This is a genomic window from Candidatus Palauibacter sp., assembly GCF_965237495.1.
Lineage (GTDB): Bacteria > Gemmatimonadota > Gemmatimonadetes > Palauibacterales > Palauibacteraceae > Palauibacter.
In genome coordinates this window covers 3,812,606-3,834,280 of the sequence record NZ_OZ250143.1, presented here as the reverse complement: position 1 = coordinate 3,834,280, position 21,675 = coordinate 3,812,606, and the positions used below count along the sequence as shown (strand labels likewise).

General features: G+C 65.3%; 17 protein-coding genes and 1 pseudogene. 4 read left to right on the top strand and 14 right to left on the bottom strand.

All coding sequences use genetic code 11. The features are described 5' to 3' along the window. Positions 1 to 28 precede the first annotated feature (28 nt). The 10 genes and pseudogenes from ACPXY0_RS16855 to ACPXY0_RS16810 all read right to left on the bottom strand — a co-directional run bounded on the left by ACPXY0_RS16855 (position 29) and on the right by ACPXY0_RS16810 (position 12,513). Positions 29 to 325 carry a HigA family addiction module antitoxin gene (locus ACPXY0_RS16855; protein WP_423926557.1) on the bottom strand — a complete coding sequence of 99 codons (297 nt, stop codon included), beginning with the start codon at positions 323 to 325 and terminating at the stop codon, positions 29 to 31. A 239-nt stretch (positions 326 to 564) separates the two neighbouring features. Further along, entirely contained in the window at positions 565 to 2,091 is a 1,527-nt protein-coding gene (locus tag ACPXY0_RS16850) for an IS1380 family transposase (protein ID WP_423926555.1), read from the bottom strand. 169 nt (positions 2,092 to 2,260) lie between these two features. Then, positions 2,261 to 3,049 (bottom strand): ImmA/IrrE family metallo-endopeptidase, encoded by a 789-nt coding sequence (locus ACPXY0_RS16845; protein ID WP_423926553.1) that lies wholly within the window; start codon positions 3,047 to 3,049, stop codon positions 2,261 to 2,263. After that, on the bottom strand, positions 3,046 to 3,318 hold the full coding sequence (locus ACPXY0_RS16840) for a helix-turn-helix domain-containing protein (protein ID WP_423926551.1): 273 nt from the start codon (positions 3,316 to 3,318) through the stop codon (positions 3,046 to 3,048). Before ACPXY0_RS16840 ends, ACPXY0_RS16845 begins: the two co-directional genes overlap by 4 nt. A gap of 762 nt (positions 3,319 to 4,080) precedes the next feature. Next, positions 4,081 to 4,972: pseudogene (locus ACPXY0_RS16835) on the bottom strand (BsuBI/PstI family type II restriction endonuclease). Between the two features lie 31 nt (positions 4,973 to 5,003). Further along, positions 5,004 to 6,668 carry an Eco57I restriction-modification methylase domain-containing protein gene (locus tag ACPXY0_RS16830; RefSeq protein ID WP_423926549.1) on the bottom strand — a complete coding sequence of 555 codons (1,665 nt, stop codon included), beginning with the start codon at positions 6,666 to 6,668 and terminating at the stop codon, positions 5,004 to 5,006. Between the two features lie 130 nt (positions 6,669 to 6,798). Beyond that, entirely contained in the window at positions 6,799 to 10,119 is a 3,321-nt protein-coding gene (locus ACPXY0_RS16825) for a WD40/YVTN/BNR-like repeat-containing protein (RefSeq protein ID WP_423926547.1), read from the bottom strand. 94 nt (positions 10,120 to 10,213) lie between these two features. Continuing rightward, positions 10,214 to 10,603 (bottom strand): type II toxin-antitoxin system VapC family toxin, encoded by a 390-nt coding sequence (locus tag ACPXY0_RS16820; protein ID WP_423926545.1) that lies wholly within the window; start codon positions 10,601 to 10,603, stop codon positions 10,214 to 10,216. Beyond that, positions 10,600 to 10,869 carry a hypothetical protein gene (locus tag ACPXY0_RS16815; RefSeq protein WP_423926543.1) on the bottom strand — a complete coding sequence of 90 codons (270 nt, stop codon included), beginning with the start codon at positions 10,867 to 10,869 and terminating at the stop codon, positions 10,600 to 10,602. Before ACPXY0_RS16815 ends, ACPXY0_RS16820 begins: the two co-directional genes overlap by 4 nt. 63 nt (positions 10,870 to 10,932) lie before the next feature. Continuing rightward, the gene (locus tag ACPXY0_RS16810; RefSeq protein WP_423926541.1) at positions 10,933 to 12,513 is read right to left on the bottom strand and encodes an amidase; all 1,581 of its coding nucleotides are present in this window, start codon (positions 12,511 to 12,513) and stop codon (positions 10,933 to 10,935) included. Positions 12,514 to 12,690: 177 nt separating this feature from the next. Here ACPXY0_RS16810 and ACPXY0_RS16805 point away from each other — a divergent pair, with 177 nt between their 5' ends. The 3 genes from ACPXY0_RS16805 (at position 12,691) to ACPXY0_RS16795 (ending at position 14,651) form a co-directional block, all read left to right on the top strand. Beyond that, positions 12,691 to 12,936, top strand: a complete 246-nt coding sequence (locus ACPXY0_RS16805) for a hypothetical protein (RefSeq protein ID WP_423926539.1) — start codon at positions 12,691 to 12,693, stop codon at positions 12,934 to 12,936. After that, a complete protein-coding gene (locus ACPXY0_RS16800; RefSeq protein WP_423926537.1) occupies positions 12,933 to 13,328 on the top strand; it encodes a type II toxin-antitoxin system VapC family toxin in 396 nt (131 codons plus the stop codon). Before ACPXY0_RS16805 ends, ACPXY0_RS16800 begins: the two co-directional genes overlap by 4 nt. A 162-nt stretch (positions 13,329 to 13,490) precedes the next feature. Beyond that, the gene (locus ACPXY0_RS16795; RefSeq protein WP_423926535.1) at positions 13,491 to 14,651 is read left to right on the top strand and encodes a hypothetical protein; all 1,161 of its coding nucleotides are present in this window, start codon (positions 13,491 to 13,493) and stop codon (positions 14,649 to 14,651) included. Positions 14,652 to 15,192: 541 nt separating this feature from the next. On the opposite strand, the gene ACPXY0_RS16790 is transcribed toward ACPXY0_RS16795, so the two are convergent. The 4 genes from ACPXY0_RS16790 to ACPXY0_RS16775 all read right to left on the bottom strand — a co-directional run bounded on the left by ACPXY0_RS16790 (position 15,193) and on the right by ACPXY0_RS16775 (position 20,415). After that, a complete protein-coding gene (locus tag ACPXY0_RS16790) occupies positions 15,193 to 16,512 on the bottom strand; it encodes an ArgE/DapE family deacylase (RefSeq protein WP_423926533.1) in 1,320 nt (439 codons plus the stop codon). A gap of 557 nt (positions 16,513 to 17,069) precedes the next feature. Beyond that, positions 17,070 to 17,501, bottom strand: a complete 432-nt coding sequence (locus ACPXY0_RS16785; protein ID WP_423926531.1) for a hypothetical protein — start codon at positions 17,499 to 17,501, stop codon at positions 17,070 to 17,072. 670 nt (positions 17,502 to 18,171) lie between these two features. Then, positions 18,172 to 18,963 (bottom strand): hypothetical protein, encoded by a 792-nt coding sequence (locus ACPXY0_RS16780; protein ID WP_423926529.1) that lies wholly within the window; start codon positions 18,961 to 18,963, stop codon positions 18,172 to 18,174. Between the two features lie 357 nt (positions 18,964 to 19,320). Beyond that, positions 19,321 to 20,415, bottom strand: a complete 1,095-nt coding sequence (locus tag ACPXY0_RS16775; protein ID WP_423926527.1) for an IS630 family transposase — start codon at positions 20,413 to 20,415, stop codon at positions 19,321 to 19,323. A gap of 174 nt (positions 20,416 to 20,589) precedes the next feature. Between ACPXY0_RS16775 and ACPXY0_RS16770 the strand changes: the two genes are divergently transcribed. Next, positions 20,590 to 21,540: an IS5 family transposase gene (locus ACPXY0_RS16770; protein ID WP_423926525.1), complete on the top strand. Its 951-nt coding sequence runs from the start codon at positions 20,590 to 20,592 to the stop codon at positions 21,538 to 21,540. Positions 21,541 to 21,675 lie beyond the last annotated feature (135 nt).

The window sequence follows — 21,675 nt, the reverse complement described above, 5'->3', positions numbered from 1 at the left end:
AGCAGGCCTTGGCAAGACCCCCGGCTGCTCAGGATCCCTTAGCAGCCCGGAGGGGCGTCACGGACAGCGGGCGCTCTCTCTCGACATCAAGATCGTAGCCCGTCTGGAGATTGAGCCAGAACCTCGCCGAAGTCCCGAAATAGACCGAGAGCCGCAGCGCCGTATTCGCGGTGATCGCGCGCCTACCGTGCACGATCTGGTTGATCCGGCCAGGAGCTACGCCGATGTCCGTGGCCAGACGGTACTGGCTGATCTCCAGCGGCTCGAGAAACTCTTCCAGCAGCACCTCGCCGGGATGTACCGGCGCCAGCTTGTTCGCAGACATCTCACGCTAGCTAGGCCTAAAACAAGCGAGTAGCGCTGGCGAGGCATCATTATGAAGTTGGGTGGCGGATTATGGGCCGAAGGGCCTGCCGGGAAGCCGTTTTTGGGTGGCGCCGAGGCGGGGATGCGGGGTTCTTCGCTCGGCGGGCGGGGCTTGAGGGGGCGTGATTTGGCGCCGGGAGACACCGGTCCCGGCGTTGTCGTCGGAAGAGCGAAAGAGCGTGAGAGCCGGGGGTGGCGTCAGCCGAAGCCGGTCCTCTCGATCGTGCGCCAGACGCTGAACAGCCGGTCGGTGGTGGGCCGCCAGCCGATGATCCGGAGCGTGGTCCGCCGGGCCCGGCGGATGACCTGGCAGGGCACGAGGATCATCTCGCGGACGAAGCGCCTGAACTCCATGGCGACGTACTTCCGGCGGTCGGCCTTCAGGTGCATCATCATGGCCAGGAAGCTCTTGAGGTTCCACGCCAGCGCCGCCATCACCATGTAGGCCCAGTTGCTCACCAGGTCATGGACCGGCACCCGGAGCGCGTTCACCCCGTTCTTGAGCTGCTCGATCACGTTCTCCTGGTCGCAGCGGGCGTTGGCCAGCCGGACGACCTCCGCCGCGCCCGGGTCCCTCCGGGTGGTGACGTAGAAGAAGTGGCGGATCTCGTCCACCAGGCACAGCTCGCCCTTCATCTTGCCGGTGTTCTTTCGCACGACCACCATCCGGTACGTCTTGCGGCACTTCCCCGGCCGGTAGTCGTACTCGGCCACGTCCTCGTGGTTCAGCCGCTTGTTGACGTAGCCGCGCTCGCGCACGATCCGCCCCTTCTCGTCGGGCCGCTTGCTCCGCGCCTTCCCCGTCCGGGACGTGTGGCGCGGCTTGCGCTTCAGAGGCTTCCAGTCCTCCTCCTCCAGCGCCTCGGCCCGCTCGATGATCGCCGGCTGGGCGTCATGGCCGAAGACGAAGTCCGCCTTCTCGCTCCAGCGGTCGAAGTTGACGGTCAGCGAGAAGTCCGTGTCCCCGCGCACGCACACCCTGGGAACATGCGGCGAGACAAGGTCGATCGCCTTGTCGATCCACGCCGCCGCGCCCTGGTGGCTCACCGCGTTGCCCGGCCGGTTCACCAGGTAGAGCACCTCGCCCGTGTTGGCCAGCGACACGACCAGCGGGTGGTAGCCCCACACCTTCTTGTAGGACATGTCCATGCCCGCCTTCTTCCGGCCCAGCGTGGGCGCCAGCGTCCCGTCCACGTCCACGTAGGCCACCGGCCCCAGCAGATCCCGGCCCCGGCCCCGCCACAGCTTGGGCCTGACCGCGTTGACGCACTCCATCAACTCGATCACGTCGGACTCGGAGAAGCGCCGCGTGAAGTCGCCCGCCGCCGTCGGACTCGGGATCAGTTCCGCGCCCAGCGCATCCATGTACGCCGCGTCGTGGCGCGGGCCGTTCAGATCCTCCAGCCGCGCGCCCCCGCACAGCAGGTTGTAGGCGATGTTCAGCACGTGGTCGGACTCGTGGTACGGCAGGTGCCGCCTCAGAAGCTCCAGGTGCCGGTCGATCTCCCGCGCCAGCCCCAGCTTCGACACCAGACGCCGCACCGCGCCGATGCCGCCGTAGCTCATCGCGCTCGTCCGCGCCCCGATCTCGTAGTGGAGCCCGCCCGAGGCGAACACCGGGTTCGCCCGCGCCCGCCGGCGTCCCGCCCCACGGTGCCGCGCCTTCACCTTCCGCTTCCGCCGGGCACTGTTCCCGCGGCTCTGGCCGTGCGATATTCTCTTCACCGGAAAGGCCTCCTTGGTTGGGACCGGGCGTCCGCGCCCGAATCCGCTATCTACAATCAAGATAGGCCTTTCCGGTACTTCTTAACAGGGGTCCGCGACGAATCGCGCTTGTCTTGGGCCTAGTGGTAGTCGACGATCTTTAGGAACGCACGACCGATCCCGGCGCGACTCAGCCGTCGGCATCCGGCACCCAGAGAAGTGACAGGACCTGCCCCAGACTTGGGATGGCATGCGTACTCTCAAGGAGGGTAACTTCACATGCATGTGGATCATCGAGCCACTCGGCCGCGTCCACGCGCTCACAACGGGCATTGGCCGACTCTCGGCGGGTCACGGCCGCCGCCAACGTACCGCCGCGAATACGCTGTCCATGGGTAGCCATGCGGTAGTAGAAGTTAGAGCGCTCCTGCCACTCGACGGATCCATTTCGGGTTGCAACGAGCGCGCAACTCTCTTCGGACACCTGCACGATTCGACGTGCGGCGGCAGTGGCAGAGACGCCGTATCCGTCAGGGGACATTAGCTGATAGGCGGCCTCGAAACTCACATCGAGTTCTCGCGCGTCTGCTCTGAATAACTTGGCCGGCATCAAGAGTTCAGCTGCGAACGAATTGGCTTCCCACTCCACTTCACCGCCGAAGCCCCGGGTCGCTTGGAGCGACGACTCCTTGCAGCGGCGGTCTCTTCTTCGATGCGTGGGGATATGGTAGTGGGCAAGCTCATGAGCGATTGAGAAACGACGGCGGCCCGTATTCTGACCGGGCTTGAGAAAAATCGCCCCCCCATCGCCGTGAGGGTTCGGGAGGAGGCACGCCGTACACCCGGGGTCCGGGTCGTCAAAATCGATGACCTCGATGCCGTCCGCCGCGGCGATTTCGGTCAGATCGCATTGCCGCACGTCCCTAAGCTCAAGGGCTTGGCGGAACCGGCGTGCGAACCGGAGGCCTTCCGAATTCACCCTTCTCCGTCCTCCGCCGTATCGATGCCTTGTGTCTTCCGGAGAAACTGCGCGTACTGGCTGAGTTGACGACGGGCACCCTCTGAGAGACTACGGTATTCACGAAAATGTGCTTCCTCCTCTGGCCTCAGATCGCTGACCTCGGTCTCCCCCAACACGTACCCTACGGAAACGTTCAGTGCGGACGCGAGTCTGTGGAGCATGTTGTACGACGGGTTCCGCTCGCCAGCCTCGATCTGGGAAATCGTTGATTGCGACGTCCCGACCAACTCGTGGATGTCGAGAAGCCCGTCCGTCCACCTCTAGAGCCGGTCCGTCCGCCAACCAGACCGGTGCGCCCGCACACACCTTCGGGCATCGGCTGAGGGAGGCGCTGGGGCTCGAAGAGTTGCAGCTTTGGTATCCGAGCGCGGCAGTACCCCGCAGATCTTCGAGCCTCGCCCTTCTCTCCGCGCGTGTCGGCGTGATCCGATCGCTGCCCTATCGTGCCCAGTTGGTGCTCGAAGTCCCGCTGAACGGCCCCTACAGAGTATCGCCACCGCTGGCCGCTACCGGTGGCGCCTACGTGCCCGACGTACGTGTCTGGGCTACGTGGGAGGACGGCGTCCGTCCGACCAGCTATCACGTCTACCCGGACGCGAGCCTATGCACCTACACACCGGGGGAGTGGATTTGGGGCCGGGACCCACTGCACGAACTGCTGGATTGGTGTGTGTGTTGGCTAGCGAAGACTCTGCATCTGCAATTCTTGGGCCGATGGCCGGGTCGCCAACACTGTTCCGCGAACGTTGCGATGAAGCGACGCATGTTGGACGAGTATTGCCGGTGCGGGGGGAACAAGCTGTATCGTGAATGCCATTATGCCGAAGACCGTGACCGTTCCGCATACGAACTGTTTCGCGAAGAGGAGGAAGCAGCTGCGGGATACCTGTTGGAACTCCGGCGACGTGGTCGGCCCGCCGGACTGCCTTGGGGACCCTGACGTGACATGAACTGAAACCGGCCTTCCCCCTCTTCGTGCGGTTGCTTTGTCACGTCCTTGGCCCCAGAAACCTGTCTCCGTCGAAATGGATCATGTGATCTGGCACTTCACCCACCCACACTTCTGTCTCCCAAGAGATGTGCTTGATGTGCCTCTGAAACTCCCGGAAGTCAGGAAAGGCACTCACGTAGACGGTGCCTACGGGACACGCGGCCAACATCTCCTCAAGCTCAAGGACGCGCTTCGGCGACACCGGACCGTGTGACGTCACGGCCTCCACTAGGAACAGCCAATTTCGCTCGGCGTCATAGAGCACGACGTCTGGAAGCTTGTCGTGATCATTGATGAAGATGCCAAGTCTTTGCAGCGTTAGGCCATCAACGAACATCCTTCTTCGCTGTATCGCCCAGATACAGCAGTTGAGCACCGGGCGCAAAGCGTGGCGCAAATTGCTCGACGATTGCCTTCTGTAGCTCGTTGTGCCTCCCCGGAGAAAGCCTTAGTTCGTTACCGTCGCCAACTGCAACCGGGATCATCGCCCGGTCTCGGTCTCGCGCATAACGCTCTTGAAGGGATCCCTGCTCGCTGCGGAATTTTGCGGTTGCGTTCGGCCACCCATCCCCACCGTATGCCTGTACGGCCCTCAACGCCGCCTTCGCGACCGCGTAGTGGGCACGTGGGCTATTCGTGGGCAGGTCCGGTTCGAACGGGTTGTAATCGGCGACCCGGCCCTGTATGAACTGATGAAGCACTTGCCGCCGGAACGTCTCTCTGGTGTTGGGCGCGTACTCAATACCGTAGTGGTCCTTGACGTGACTCATGATACTCTTGGTCACGGTGCACCGCTTCCGGCTCGCGTCCGACCAAGGCTCGTTGGGTGTGAGGCCGCACAATGCCAGCAACGTGAGTCCAGACATCTTGTTCGTCTGGGCCGTTGGCATACCGAGTGCCTCAAGGATTTCCTGGGCCTCCTCAATCGTTGCCAACGGCCCTGCTTCCTCCGCTCCCCGGTGCCCGCACAAGAGCGGCAACGAGTTCTTCCAGACCGCGCGTTCGGTCCGGAAGGCGCCTTGCCCGCCTGCCAAGAGCCCTGATTGTCTCCCGTGATGGAAGCGGCATGGCCCGCATCTCCGTAGCACTCACCTGCGTGTTTCCGCTTATGGTCCTGAAATATGTGTCGAGTAACTGGCTATTGTAGAGAGCCGCCAACCCCCACGCTTCGTCAACAGAAAGATCTCCGCCGGGTCGATGAATGTAGTTCAGGTGATTCTCGAACCCCACTGTCGGGACTGCGAGATCGCCCGCAAGATAAGGGGCAGCCGTCAGCCTGCGAGCTTGTTCCTTTGCGCTGAAACGGCGCAAGAGAACGTAGTTTCGGTTGGGGACGAGCAAGGACCGCGCGCCGGATCTTGCGATGTATTCCGGCTTGTGCCGTCTCAGTGGCCAAGTAGTTCGCATCGCCCGCACATGGTTCATCCAGAGCAAGGGCACATGGGTTGCGGGTACGTTGCCCTTCGTTCGGATCAGCGGTCGCGCGCGGAATGGGACGACGCGGCCCGTGGAGATATTGAGTCCCAGGGTCCGAAGGTTGTTCGGCCAGGAATCTACGAGCGCAATGATCCCATCCGCTGTCGTGTCCGGTGACAGGCGTAAGACCCTGTCCCTGGAGGTGATGTCGAGAATCTGAGTGGCGGGAACGGTGCGCTGGTCCGCATGGCTGAGATCGTCCACTCCAGCACTTGCGGAAACGGCGATGGAAAAGGCGGCGCGGCTCCGGTGCCAACCGGACTCGCGAAGACCTGCGAAGATCACGCTTTCCTGCAACACTTCATCGCGTCTGAAGGCGGCGCGGCGCGATTCGAACAGATGGATTTCGGCTGGTCGAACCTGGTCGAAGAAAACGCTCCGGAAGCGCTGGAAGTACGGACCTGACGCGAAGCTGCGAGGGACGATGAATACGAAGCTGCCACCGTCGCGTAGAAGCGTCGCGCTCACGGCCATGAAGAGCGCATAAATGTTCGGCTGACCATGAACTACAGAGGATGCGGCGACAGCGCGCGGGTCGGTCTTGCTGATTTTGAAGTAAGGCGGATTGGAAATTACGATGTCAAAAGCCGGGTCTCGCGGGCTGGCCGTGAAGAGGTCGTTGTCTGCGCCCAAACCCTCAGCGTTGGCGAGAACGAAGTCGACCGCCTCGACGCGAACCACCACCTTGAGATCGCATGACTCGAGGACCCAATCAACCAAGTAGGTCAAGACCGCTTGCAGGGGCGCGATAAGGTCCTCGTCGATTTCGAAGGCGACGACTTCCACGTGCTCCAGAAGTGGATCGCGAGAAACAAGGAATTCGATGGCAGAGCAGCAAAGGACCCCGGCCCCAGCAGCTGGATCCAAGACGCGAACCCGACTGGTTCTCGGAGCAATCTTGCCGGCCATGAAGTCGGCGACCGGCACCGGCGTCAGGTAGAGCCCGTGGTCCTTCCTGTGCCGAGCCGATTTGCGCGATACGTACCACTCACCGACTCGGTCGGCGTATGCCGCAGGCCGCTCTCCCTGTTTGGGCACCGGCATGCCCACAACATCGGATTCGCGGGTGCGAGCTTCGATCCGTTTTGTACTGTGCTGCTGAACCGTCATCCCCGCCTCGCCTCTACCCTGCCTCCCAACTCAACCGCTTCAAACTTGGGGCCGAAGGTCATCGGACCGTTAACTTCCATACCGTACTCGTCGAAGGTTGAGTAGGGCAAACCGCGCTGTGCTCTAGCCCTCAGCCGCCGGGGAGGCGGCGGCCGGGGGTCCAGGGGGCGCCGGCGGCCTCGAGCGCTGCCTCGGCCCGCATGAAGTCCCCCGACATGAAGCCCTCGACTTCGGCCAGCCACGCGCCGAAGTCGGTCTCGCCGATCTCCAGGTTGCGCCGGTGCGTCGCCGTCGGCGTCTGGCGCGTGTCCCAGTGGCCTCCGATCACCCGTCCCACCCGGTTCGAGATCGAGGGTACGGTGGACTCGTTCAGCCGCTGCCGGGCCGGGTCGCCGAAGAGCCGGATCGCGTACCCCTGTAGCCGGCTGTCGAGCGCGTCGAGGTCGTCGAACAGGGCGAGGGGGGCGGCGGGCGCCTCGAGGAGCGCGGCCCGCATGTGACGGAGCCGGTCCCGGGCGCGGCCGAGTTCCTCACCCGCGGACGAAATGCGGCGCATCAGCTCCGACGCCTCGCTTTGGAAGGCGACGACGGCCCCGAAGTCGGTGCCCGCCTCCGCCGTAGGCACCGCTCTCACCGCGAAGGTCTGCGCCAATCCGACCTCCCTCGCGCCCTCGGCCGTGACCACGACGAGTTGCGCGGAGTAGTCGCCGGGGGCTGCGAGGGGGCCCCGGGGCGGCCCCACCCAGGGCGGCGTGAAGCCGGGCACGGTGAGATCGATGGGATCCGGCGCCGGGGCCCTCAGGTCCCAACTCACGCGGTGCAGCCCCTGGCTCGCGGGGCCCGTAACCCAGCGCACGGTGCGGCCGACCGCGTCGGCGATCGCAACCAGCGCCCGCGGCCCGCTCTCCGTCGCCTCCGCGTTGAGCACGTCGTAGCCGGGGAACGCCACATCGCCACCCTGGTCTCGCACCGCCCGCTCGACGGCCCGGCGGGCCTCGCCGGCCGTCGTCAGCGTCTCCGGCAGGTAGTACGTCAGCGTGGCGCCGAAGTCCGGGTTGGGCGCGGTGTAGTCATCCGTCCCCAGCGTCGGCTTCCCGCGCGCCTGCATGGGCACGGACGGGACGTACCACCAGGCGTCGCGGACCGGAAACAGCGCCCCTCCCTCCGCCGCGGCCATGGCGGTCGTCGCGCCGCCGGCCAGTTCGCGCAGCGGCGTGTAGTCGTCGAGCACGTAGAAGCCGCGGCCGAACGTCGCGCCGACGACATCGTCGTCACGGCGCTGGATCTCGAGATCCCGGTGGGAGATCGTGGGGCCGGGGAGCATGTGCCAGTTGGCGCCTCCGTTCACGCTCACGTACATGCCGAACTCCGCTCCGAGGAAGAGGAGGTTCGGACTCAGGTGGTCCTGTTCGATCGCCCACGCGATCGTCCCGGCGGGCAGGTCTCCCGCGATCGAGCGCCACGTCAGGCCCCTGTCGTTGCTCTCGAATAACAGCGGCCGGAAGTCGCCCTCCTTGTGGTTGTCCGCGACGGCGAACACCGTGGCCGGGTCGTGCTGCGAGGCCTCAACGTCGTTGATGAACGCGCGCTCCGGCACGCCCGGCAGTTCCGCGGCCCGCCGCCAGGTGGCGCCCGCGTCCTCCGTCACATGGATGAGTCCGTCGTCGCTTCCCGTGTAGATCACGCCCGCGGCGACAGGCGACTCGGAGATGCCGGTGAGGGTGGCGTACTTCGACATGGCGCCGTTGTCGATGAGGTCATCGACGCTCCACACGCGGCCCATGAACCGCAGTTCGTAGCGGTTCACGTTCGTCGTCAGGTCGCCGCTGATCGCGGTCCACGAGTTGCCGCGGTCATCGCTCGCCCACACCCGCTGCGAGCCGTGGTAGATGCGGTCGGGGTCGTGCGGGCTGACGAGGATCGGCGCGTCCCAGTTGAAGCGCTCGGGCGGGTCGCCGGGCGCGGGCTGGGGCTGGATGTCGAGCGCCTCTTCGCTCTTCCGGTCGTAGCGGTAGAGGTTCCCCTGCTGCGTCTGCAGGTAGAGGATGTCGGGATCCCTCGGGTCGATCTGCACCGCGTACCCGTCCGCACCCATGGGCGCGTACCAGTCGCGGTTCCGTATGCCCTCGACGTTCATCGTCCGCGCCGGCCCCCACAGGGTACCCAGGTCCTGCGCACCGCCCAGCACGTTGTAGAACGGCTGCGCCGTGTCGAGCGCCAGCTTGTAGAACTGCGAGATGGGCAGGTTCGGGAAGTGCCGGAAGGTGCGGCCGTCGTCGAAGCTCTCGTACAGCCCGGCGTCCGTCCCGGCGATCAGGTGCATGCCGTCCTCGGGGTCGATCCACAGCGCGTGGTTGTCGCTGTGCTTGTCGTTCGCCGTCTCCAGGTTGCCGAAGGTCGCGCCGCCGTCCCGCGTCACCTGGATGAACACGTCCATCTGGTACACGACGTCGGCGTCGTGCGGCGAGGCCTCGATCTCCTGGTAGTAGTGAGGGCCGGTGCCCCCGGAGATGTAGGAGTTCCGCTTCTCCCAGCCCTCGCCCTTGTCGAGGGACCGGTAGAAGCCGCGCTCATCGTCTCCCGCCTCCATGGTCGCGTACACGACCGCGGGATTCGCGGGGGTGACGGCGAGTCCGATCTTCCCGACGTCCCCCGTCGGGAGTCCCGCCGAGATCCGGCGCCAGCTCTCGCCGCCGTCGGTGGACTTGTAGATGCCCGAGTTGGGCCCGCCGGCGAGGTGCCCCCAGATCTTCCGCCGCCGCTCGTAGGCCGCCGCGTAGACAACATTTGGATCACCCGGTGCGAACTCGATGTCGGTGACGCCGGTGTTCTCGTCGATCCCGAGCACGAGCGTCCACGAGTCGCCGCCGTCGGTGGACCTGTAGACGCCGCGGTCGCCGCCCGGAGCCCACAGCGACCCCTCCGCCGCGACCAGCACGACGCGGCTGTCGCGCGGATCGACGAGGATCTTCCCGATGTGCTGCGAGTCGCGGAGCCCGACGTTCTCCCACGTCTCCCCGCCGTTTCGGCTGCGGTAGACGCCGTCCCCCCAGCCCACGTGCCGACCGCTCACGTTCTCACCCGTCCCCACCCAGATCACGCCCGGGTTGTTGGGATCGATCGCGACGTCGCCGATCGAGTACACGGTCTGGTCCTCGAACACGGGATCCCACGTCACGCCCGCGTTGGTCGTCTTCCACAACCCGCCGGAGCCGGCCGCGACGTACCAGGTGCTGCTCCGGTGCGGGTGGACGGCGATGTCGGCGATGCGGCCGCCCATGACCGCCGGGCCGATCTCGCGCAGCGGGAGGCCGGCGACGACCTCCGCCACCAGCGATTGATCGACCTCCTGGGCCCGAACCTCCCGCTGCACCGGCAGCATGGATCCCAGCAGCCCCGGAAGCATGGCCAAACCGACGATCGTGTGCGCTCGTCCTGGTGAGTCGTTCATGGGAATCCTCTCCTCCGAACTTCTGTACCGTCCGCCAGCGGAGACTCCGCAGGTACGCTAAGACGGCGGACCCGCTCCAAACAGGCCGGAGAGCCTACATTTTGGGATTCCAGGCCGCCGCCAAGCCCCGATCGAAAGTCATTAGGCCTCGAGCCTTTCGCCGGAGGCAACAGGCGAGGTGAACAAGATCCCGGGCCTCGAGGCCGGGATGTCGGGTCACGAGGTGGCGAGCCATCATGATGTCTGACTGTTCCACGGCCCAGACTTCGTCGATGCAGGCCTCCACGAGGGTGAACGCGTCGTTGAGCGCGGAAACCCGTCGGCTCCGGAGGTAGAAATGGAGCAGTTCCTGGAGGACTTCCGCCGACGTGACAAGATGGTCACCCTCACGCAGGGAGTGAGAGATGCGTTCGCGTGCCTCCCGGCGCAGCGGATGCTTCCGACCCACGTGGTGAATGAACACGTTCACGTCAACGAAGATCACGTGATCTCCAACCCGGAGATCTTCGATTCCGCGATCATACGCTTCACTTCGGGCCAGTCGGGCTCCGGCTCGTCGGAACGTCGTGCATCGCACTCCGCGTTGAATTCGCGGAGTTCCTCGACGGTGAACAGGCGTGGGCGCGCGGCGGCGAGTTTCTCGTCGGCCGCATCCCGTAGCCATTGCCCGAGGGACTTCCCCTCACGCTCCGCCTCGGCCTGATAGCGGATCTTGGCGCTTTCCTTGACGACGAAGTGAATCCGCGACATGCGTTCTCTCTGGTTGTGCAATCTGGTTGTGCAAGCACAACCTAGTGATGCATGCCGATGGCATCAACCGCCAAGCGGCGGCGCCGAAGGCGGGGGCCGGCGGTGGTGCGTCGCCTGCTCGAACGCGTAGCCGAAGCGCAGGAGCATCGCTTCCGTGAAGGGGCGGCCCAGGAACTCGATACCCACCGGCAGGCCGTCGGGCGTGAATCCGGCCGGGACGGTGAGCGCCGGGAACCCCGTCAGGGGACTCAGCGAGCGGTTGTCTCCCAGCGCGTAGCGGTCGGCCGGGGCGGGGTTCGTCTCGACGTCCTCGGCGATCAGGTCGGGCGGATGGTCGAAGGTGGCGTAGACGAGCGCGTCGAGGTTGTACTCCGCCATGGTTGCGATGACGTCCTGCCGGACGCGCTCGCGGGCGAGCAGGTACTCGAGATAGCCGGGGTCGCGCGTCGTCTTCCCGAGGAGATCGGCCATGCCGCGGGCCCGCCACGGATTGACGCGGCCGCTCAGCAGGATCGAGGCGAGCGTCTGGTACGGGGCGTCGGGGAGGTCGGCCAGATAGGCGTCCGTCGCCTCCTCCGTCTCGTAGGAGTTGAGGGCGAAGACGGCGGCCACGCCCTCGATCCCGGGGACAGCGACGTCCATCACCTCGGCCCCCAGCTCGCTCAGCGCGCCGATCGCCGCCTGGATTCGGGCGCGCACCTGCTGGAACCCTTCCGATGTCGGATCCGCGGACTGGTCCATCGGATCGCGGATGATCCCGAGCCGGGCGCCGGCCAGTGCGTCGGCCGCCAGCCCATCGGTATACGAGTCCGGGACTTCTCCCACGGAGTACGCGGTCACCGGGTCGTTGGGGTCGTAGCCGGCGATGACGTCGAGCAGGATGGCGGCGTCCATCACGGTGCGGGTCATGGGGCCCATCGTGTCCGTGGTGGGGTTGGCGGGCATCATCCCGAAGCGGCTCACGAGCGGGAGAGTGGGACGGAGACCGACGAGCGAGACCACGGCCGCCGGTCCGCGGATGGAGCCGCCGGTGTCCTCGCCGATGCCGATCATGCCGAAGTTGGCGGCCACACCGCTGCCGGTGCCGCCGGAGGAACCGCTCGGGTTGCGCCGTGGATCGTACGCGTTGCGGATGATCCCGAACCCCGAGCCGACGTAGCGCGAGGCGAACTCGCCCATGTTCGTCTTCGCGATGATGAGGGCGCCCGCATCCGACATCCGGGTTACGGAGGTCGCGTCCCGCCCCGACACGTAGCCCTCGAAGAGCGCGGACCCGAAAGTCGTGGGCATGTCGCGGGTCTCGACCTGGTCCTTGAGCAGGACGGGGATGCAATGCAGCGGTCCGGTGAGGCCGCCGGTCGCGAAGGCGGCGTCGAGGCCCCGCGCCTCCGGCAGGGTCTCCGGGTTGACGATCGCGATCGAGTTGAGTCGTGGCCCCTGTTTGTCGTAGGCGTCGATCCGGGCCAGGTAGCTCTGGACGAGTCCCTCGCAGGTGAGGTCACCCGATTGGAAGGCCGCGTGGACCTCCGCGATCGTCGCCTCCTCGACCGCGAAGCTCTGCGCCCGCAGCGGGAGGCCGATCGTCGCGAACGCCAAGGCGAACGAGACGGGGAACCTGATTCCAACCGAAATCCGAGTAGACATGGCAGCACCTGTTTCGAGGAACTTGAATTGGGCAGCCGTTGATGAAGCTACGCAGTCTGAACCTTGTTGAGACGTGATCCGACCGGAAGGGCGCAATCCCACACTTGATCGCAGCCAGTGTGCTTGCATACTATGACGTGGTATGCATGCATATTATGACAGCACCCGGGAGACGACGTGAAGACGTTGACGGTACGAGGCGTGCCAGCGGAGTTGGGGCGCGCGTTGAACGAAGAGAAACGGCGGCGCGGGACATCCCTTAACCAGACGGTGCTGGACCTTCTCAAGCAGAGTCTGGGTGTCGGGACCCCTCGGTCCAACGGACTGGGACGCTTCGCCGGGGGCTGGACCGATACGCAATTCCGCGAATTCGAGGCCGCGACCCGTGATTTCGGGAAGATCGACCCGGAAATGTGGGAATGAGCCGCTACTGCCTGGACACCTCGGCCTACAGCCGCCTGCGGAGGGGTAGCGCGCGGATCGCGAACATCCTGGACCGGGCCATCTGGGTGGGCGTACCGGCCGTCACGCTGGGGGAACTTCGGTTCGGTTTCCTTGGCGGCGTCCACAGAACCCGCAACGAGACGGAGTTGTCGGATTTCCTCGCGGCGTCACCGGTCGAGGTGGTGCCGGTCGACGGCGCAGTAGCCCGCTGTTACGCCGAGATCGTGGCCGACCTGAAGCGGGCAGGGACACCGATTCCGACGAACGACGCCTGGATCGCGGCCTGCGCGGCCCACACGGGGTCCACTGTGCTGACGAGCGACGGACACTTCGAGCAGATCGCCCGGATCGGCACCCTGCTCGTGATTTGAAGCGGTCCAGCCTTCCGTCATCCCGGGATGGCACCGAGGCGCGGTCGGATCGATCGGCGCGGCTGAGTGTATGCGTCTGCGTTCCGACCTTGACCTGTCCCTTCGAAGGAGAAGCGCAGCGACGTGCAAGTCAACCGGAGATTTCGGGCGCGAAGCTCGACGGTGGTGTTCATTCGGGCCCTCCTCGTGCTCGCGGCGGTGCTCGCATTGCCCGGGGGACGGGCGGCAGCCGCCCAGGAGCCGACCGGACCCCCGGCGGCCTTCATCCCGGGGTCGAGCTGCGTGACATCTGTCGCGGATACAGTCGAGGCTCGCCGCGTGCGCGTCCTGCAGGCGGACGGCCTGGACGCCAACAACTACGGGGGAGAGCGCGTCGCCGCGGAGGCGCCCTGGGCGCCCGGCCGGGTTGCCGACCTGACCCCGTATGGAACGGGCTATGCGGTTCTCGATGGTCTCGCCGGCGAACTTGTCCGGGTATCCGGCGACCTGACCACCTTTGACGTCTGGGCCGGGGCAGGGCCCGGACCCGGCGAGTTGACGCAGCCGCGCGCCCTCGCGACGTCGGGGCCCGGTTCCAACGAACTGCTGGTTCTACAGGGCGACCCTCCCTCCGTCCATCGTTTCGACGGGGAAGGCCGGTTCGTGGACACGTTCCGGCTGAACTCGAACCCGAACGACCTCGGCGTGACTTCTGACGGCCGCGTTTGGCTGGTGCACGACGTATGGGGGTTGCACCTGCGGCCGCGCCGTGGCACGGAGGCGCCGGTGTTGACCAGTACGGACGAGAACGGCCGCCAGACTCGAGAACACTGGTCGGCGACGGCGGACAGCCTCGACGACGCCCGGTACAACCTGGGCTACGTCCGGGTCCGGGTCGCGACCGGGGGCAGATTCGCGGCCGTCTACTTCCCCACGAGCGGGATCATCGAGCTGTTCGATGACGGGGGTCACGTGCGGACCCTCGAGACCTGCATGCCGGAGGAGCTCGCGGACGCATATCGACGGCAACTGGACGAGACCACGAGCGCCGACATCAGCCCTGGTCGCCCGCCCGTGGCCGAGTACAGCGTGGACTTGCTGACGGACGTCCGCGTCGGGGAGAACGGCGAGGTGTGGGCCCTGGTCGGAGTCCGCACGGAGGACGGCTTCTTCCACATCGACCGCTTCGATGCGTCGGGCCGGAACATCGGATCGATCCTCCTGTCGCTGGACGCCCCCTTCGAACTGCAGGGGATCCGGCTCGGTCTCGATCCCGAACGCGAGGTGGTCGGATTCGACCCGTTCGAAGGCCACCTCTTCGTGTACGAACTTTCCGGACCCTGACCGCGTCGGGCCGCGTCCCGAAACTCGCCTGACACGCTACTCCTCGAGTGCGGCACCCTCGTTGAGAAAGCCCAAGTACGGCTCGTAGGGGACGCCACGCCTGCTTAAGTGATTTGAATAGCGCCCGCCGCTAATAAAGAAACGCGCCCCAATCTTTAATTAGGAGCTACTGGGTCGCAGGTATGGACGCGGATCAGGAATCAGTCGGACGATGGCGCTCCGCCTTGAGACTGCCGGTTCCGCGTTCGCTGAGAGACCCTTCAGGAGCAGGCCTGATGACGACTCATGGAGCTACGCATTCCCAACTCGATACGCGGCCGTCGGCAACCGTGAATTCCGTACCCAGCCCCCGCTGCGCACACCCCCGGGTGATGGACTCGGCTGAATCGGTCCACGGCTGAGGCCGTACTGCGTACCAGATCGTCATGATCATCGCGCCCGCGATGATCCCGCCAACGAACTTCCACCATGACCGCCAAGTGCTAGACATGCCCATCACCTTCCGTTGTGGATGGTGCCGATCGGCACCGGCAACATAGCCTCAGACCCGGTCCGGGAGCTCCCTCGCGGGCGAGCCCGAAGCCAGAAGGCCGCAGAAGCGGATCGCGGTGACGGCGAGGATGCGGGCGGTGTCCACGAGGTCCTCGGCGTGAATGCTCTCGTCGGGGCGGTGCGATCGGCGGACATCGCCGGGGCCGAAGAGCACGGTGGGCACCTGGCCCTGGTTGACGAGGAGCCGCATGTCCGCGCCGTAGCGCACGCCCCCGACACGAGGCTCCGTGCCACCGAGTGACTGCACGGCACCGGCCAAGGCGCTCACCACGGGGTCGCTCTCGTCTGTGCGGGCGGCGGCGAACTGCGCCCCTGTCCACTCGACGGTGGGCGGGTGGTCGCGCAGCCAGGCGTCACCGGAGGCGGCCTCGGCCACCGCGCCCTCCAGCGCGCGGCGCGCCCCGGCGAGCTCCTCCCCGGGCGCGACGCCGTAGCGACCCTCCACGACCAGGCTCTCGGCGACCGTCGAAGGCCAGATGCCCGCTCGGAGCCGCCCCATCGTCAGGGCGAACGGCAGCGCCTCCCCCCGAAACAGCACGTCGGCCACGTCGCGATTCCGCTCCGCCTCGAGGGTCCGGAGTCGTTGGAAGATGGGGATGAACTTCTCGACCGGGTCCACCCCCTCCTCCCGCAGCGCCCCGTGCGCGGCAAGCCCCGGTACGGTGAGGCGGAAGCTGAGGGCGCCAGCCTGCGCCGGCGCGATCACGAACTCTGTCGGCTCGACGACGATCGCCCCGTCACCGGTGTGGCCGCGCTCGATCGTGGCCAACATCCCCGAGCCGCCGTCCTCCTCCCCGATGACGCTCTGGACCTGGAGCGCCCCGGCGAGTTCCACCCCCGCCTCGCGCAGCGCTCGCGCGGCTTCCACCGCGCTGCAGAGTTGCCCCTTCATGTCCACGACCCCGCGGCCGAACAGGCGCCCGCCGCGCTGCGTGAGTTCGAAGGGCGGGTGTGTCCAGCGAGCGACTTCGCCCGCGGGGACGACATCGATGTGGCCATTGAGGATCAGCGTTCGGCCCTCGCCGCGTCCCATCGTCCCGACGACGCCGAGGCCATCCCGGCGATCCACGTCCGCCGTGTAGGCGGGGTGCCGGCGCAGCCGCTCGAAGTCGATTTCCCACACGTCCGTTTCGAGACCGATGGCCCGCATCTCTTTGGCCACCCGTTGCTGGGCCGGGGTTTCGCGGTTCGCGACGCTCTCGATCGCGATGACGTCGGCCAGGAGCGCGAAGAGTCGTTCCGCGTCCACCGCCTCCGCTGCGCGGCGTTCCTCGGGGGTCAGCGCGCCGCCGCTCGCAGCCAGCTTCACGGTCCCGACATCCTGCGGCGAGCCACCGCCACCCCGCGGTGCGTTCCCGCGAACGCGCCTACCGTCACAGAGGGCACGCATGGCCGACCCATGTGCGTGTCGCGGTCGCCTCGGGCGGGCTCCGGGACGCGCACGAACTCCACCGTGTGACCACTCCGGCTCTCATCCTCGCCCAAGAAAGATCGTCTCGCTCGTCTGCTTACCCTCGAACCGGTGTCGATCCCCATTCTCGTACGTGAAGAACGATATCTGATCCTCCGTGCCTGCCTGTCACGATACCCCGCGGGTGCGGTACTGTCCGCAGTTGGAAACCCCCGATACTCCGTCCACACGAGGCTCCCGGCGACGTCACCGGTCCGCTCCACGATGCTGAGATTGCCACTCGGTTCCGGTTACCCAGAACCGTGCGGCAGCACCACGCCTCTCAGTCTCCCGTGCGGGATTCCAGAAGCCCCCGAGCCGGAAGAAAGTCAACCCAAAGAGGAGGTGAAGACGGCAGTCCTGAAGCGCTGACCTCAGCGAGGCCGGGTGTCAGGTGATTACCGTACTTGTACAACCTAACGGACAAGAATAGTGTACTCATCCTGAACGACGCCACGAATCTGGCTGAATCCCACGACGACCACTCTACCGATGCCAGATTCGGTGAGCTTCAGCTCGGCCGTATGCTCGCGGATTCGTGTGCGTACGCAGTTTCCCGCCACCCCAATCAGCGAGTATACAACCACCCGTGCTCGCGCTTCCCTGTTCTCGACTTGCGTTCTCCCCTTACTGTCGCAGGGACTGTCGACGTACGTTCGCACGGACACGATGAACCACTCGCCTGTCTCCACGGAATCCGGCACGGTAACAACGACTGGATACTCCTCCGCGTCTCGCCCCTCGATGACTGCTAGAGTCTCATACGGCTCCGCCCACGGAGCATGCACGACTCGTTCGCAGGCCAACAGGAGTCCGCCGATCGCCAGACACACGACTATTCTCTTCATGAGCAACTAACCCAACTCGTTCAAATGTTATTCGGCCGGCCTCTCGTAACAAGCAAACCCAGGTCTCTCTCGATGCCGTCGATAGGTGAGATCACTGATCGATACGTAGATTGCCCATTATGCTCGAAGTACGTTCGCCCGACGTGCATCCCGATTATGCCATAAGGTTCACTCGCGCTGAATATTGGAGCTCCGCTATCGCCCTTCTCTGCAGTGTACGTCGCGATCGCCTGACACCGTAGGACGTAGTCATCTACCCACTGGAAAACCAACGTACAATCATGCAGTACTTCACCGGTCCTCCAGCCCGAGCTCCTCCCAACCATCTGGACATCATCTCCCGCCACTGGAGTTGCCTCGTTGTCCATTGTGAATACGCTATCTGCAGAATGATCGTGCTGGAGGGAGCCACCTTCCGAGACCGGTTTTGCGATCCACCCCTGAATAAAACGCTCCGTCGTCGCTCCATTTGGCCTTCCGAACAGGGACGCATCAGACCAGCGACACTTATCTTGGTCCGCTCCCGGTGGTACCGGATCCGGTATGTCACAGGTGTCCGCCGGGTCTTTCCGTTCGTCCCCAAGCCAATCAGCAGTACTCGAGCTGCCCTGATTCATCCAAAGGTCCGTATTCAACGATGCGAAATCATCATCAGTACAGTGCGACGCGGTCAGGTATCGCTGTTCCCCCCCCGCTTGACACCCAACCAGAGCGTACATAACCAGTCTGGATCTCCATCAATCCGTACGCGGATGCCACCCAAGGAGGTCGCGAAGCGACCTGTGTTGATGTTATCGGCCATGACGTTAGGCGCTCGGAGTGCATCCGGCCTCGGTCGCCCTACGGATTCAAGAAATATCGCTGCCGCTGGAATGTCCGCCCGTGCGGCCAACGCTCTGACTCCGGCATCGGCAGCAGGGCTGATCAGCCCTATGTAGAGTTGGTTCCGCGCCTGGTCGATATCCATGAACGCGACGTCACCTCGGATCATGAGTTCGCCAGCGATCAGGTCGCGCCAAACGAGCAACTGGCTGAACGAATACGTGACCTGTTTGTATTCCCGCTGGCCGCCGGAAGCCAGCAGCTTCGCATCAACCTCGCCCCGGGTCAAGCTGTCGACTGCCACCGCCTTTGTGAGATCCGTGAGCGCGGTCACGACGTCACCGTCGTCATCGATATAATATCCAGCGAATTCCGGTACGATCTTGCTGATTTGGTCGAATCGTGCATCGATCCCGCCGAGGGTGCCGGTCGTGACGGATGCAAAGACTTCCGGCGCGTGGTCGGTACGTGCAGCGGTTGCAGGTGTGTCGATTTCGGTGGGTGGATCGATCACCGGCCCAGCAAGATCGGCCTCGCTGCATGCCTCTTCGGTCAGCACGATCCCGATCACGAACAGAACAGCGGCCATCCCGGACAGGGGCCGCAATCGGCTTCCGGCCATGTTTTGCTGCTTTCTCATCGTACTGCTCCCGCGTTGACGTGAACTTCGATACAGCTTCGAACGACTCCATTTCGCCGGTCTTGCGAGCCCCAAGGCCGTCCAAGACCCTTCGGCGATCCGTACCGGCACTCTGATTCTGGCGACGCGCGATGGCCCGCAATAGCGGGAAGACCCCTACATTCGTGAGGGGAAAATCCCCCGCACGCATACCGTGAAATCCCCTACACCGGACTCCGATAGGGAGACCATCGCGAGGGTCGGCGACGGCCGACGAAGCAAGTCGTATTGCGTTGATGGTCGGGAGGACGGGACGTGACCCAGCGACGGTGACAGGGCCGGATGAGTGGGGGCTCCCCGCGCGGAGGGCTGAACAGCCTAGTGTCGTGTCCCAGAGATAGCTGTACATAGTCTCTGGATCTTCTGAAGGATGGAGTCCGCGGTGGCGGTCCACATGAAGGGTTTCGTGCCGGAGTTGTTGTAGTGCTCGGTGAAGCCGAGGATCTTCTCCTTGAGTTCGGTGACGGAGGAGAACGAGCCGCGGCGGATGGCTTTTCGGGTGATGATGTTGAACCAGATCTCGACCTGGTTAAGCCAGGAGGAGTAGGTGGGGGTGAAGTGGAGATGGTAGCATGGCCGGGCGGCGAGCCAGCGCTTGACCTTGGCATGCTTGTGGGTGCCGTAGTTGTCGACGACGAGGTGGACGTCGAGGCCGGGAGGCACGCTGGCGTCGATGTGCCCCAGGAAGCTCAGGAACTCCTGATGACGATGCCGCGGCTTGCACTGGGCGATGACCTGGCCGGTGGCCACGTCCAGGGCGGCAAAGATGGTGGTCGTGCCGTGGCGGATGTAGCCGTGCGTGACGCCTTCGACGTATCCGAGCCCAAGGGGCAGCAGAGGCTGGGTTCGCTCCAGCGCCTGCGTCTGGCTCTTTTCGTCGACGCAGAGGACCATCGCGCCTGCGGGCGGGTTGAGGTAGAGTCCGACGATGTCGTGGACCTTCTCGGCGAAGAACGGATCGGTGGAGAGCTTGAAGTGCTTCTGCCGGTGGGGCTGGATGCTGAACGCGGTCCAGACGCGGTGGACGGTGGACTTCGAGATCCCCGTGGCGTCCGCCATGGAACGGCAACTCCAGTGCGTGCCGCCATCGGGAGGCTTGGTCTCGAGCGTCTTGCTCAGCAGCCCCATGATTTCGTCGTCATCGATGGAGCGCGGCTTGCCCGGCCTGCGTTCGTCGTACAGGCCCATGAGGCCTTGGGTTCGAAAACGCTCGCGCCACTTGCCGACCGTCTGGCGGCTGGTGCGAACCCTCTCGGCGACCGCCTTGTTATCCAGGCCATCGGCGCACAGCAGCACGATCTCGGCCCGGCGCACGAGTCCGGCGGGCAGACTGCGCGATCTCACGAGCGAATCGAGTTCCTCACGGGCTCCCTGGCTGACTTCGAGCGGCTTCACCGGATGTCCCCGGGACATGGTCTCTCCCCTCGTTCGGGTGGATGAAGGGAAAGATGCGCTATTCTTCTTCTTTTGTCCATCTATTTACGGGACACGACACTAGGGATGGTCTGAACAAGTCACCACCGCCAGATTGATGGATCAGGGGAGTTGAACGGGCGGTGCGGACCAGACGGCTCGGGGGTGGGGGCGATGGACCAGGTGACGTTTTCGGACGTGGAGTACGAGGGGAAGAAGCGGAAGACGCGCCGGGAGGTGTTCCTGGAGCGGATGGACGGGCTGATCCCGTGGGAGCGTCTGGAGGCGCACATCCGGCCGTGCTATCCGAAGGCGGGCCGTGGCCGGCGGCCGTATCCGCTGTCGGTGATGCTACGGATCCACTGCGTGCAGCTGTTCTACGACATGAGCGATCCGGGCATGGAGGACCTGCTGTACGAGGTGGAGTCGGTGCGCCGGTTCGCGGGTCTGAAGCTGTCGGGACCGATCCCGGACGAGACGACGATCCTGAACTTCCGTCACCTTCTGGAGCGTCACGGTCTGGGGCGGGGTCTGTTCGATGAGATCAACGCGCATCTGGCGGGCCGTGGCTACCGGGTACGGCGGGGGACGATCGTGGACGCGACGATCATCGCGGCGCCCTCCTCGACGAGGAACCGTGAGGGGACGCGGGATCCGGAGATGCACCAGACGAAGAAGGGCAACGAGTGGCACTTCGGGATGAAGGCCCACATCGGAGTGGACGCGGAGACGGGTCTGACGCACAGCGTGCGGACGACGCCGGCGAACACGCACGACCTCAGGGAGGCGGGGTCTCTGCTGCACGGCGGTGAGGCGGAGGTGTGGGCGGACTCGGGCTACCAGGGGATCGAGCGCTGGGTGGAGACGGACGGCCGGGACGTGAAGTGGACGGTGGCGATGGCCCCGGGGCGGCGGCGCCGCCTGGATCCAGAGGGTGCGCCGTGGCTACGAGAGCATCGGAAGGCCTCGGTGCGGGCCAAGGGGGAGCACCCGTTCCTCTACCTGAAGCGTCACTTCGGCTACCGGAAGGTTCGCTACCGGGGGCTGGCGAAGAACACCGAGCGGATCGCGCTGTTGCTCGGCTTCTCGAACCTGCTGATCGCGGGTCGTTATGCGACGGCGTAGGGGGCCGCAGCGGGAGACATCCGTCCCCGCGGGACGGATGCGGGGGGTCGTAGGCCCAAAACGCCCACTTTTCGTGTCTCAGAGCCCCTTCAGGGGCCGGCAGACGACCATGTCGGCATCATTCAGCCCGACACC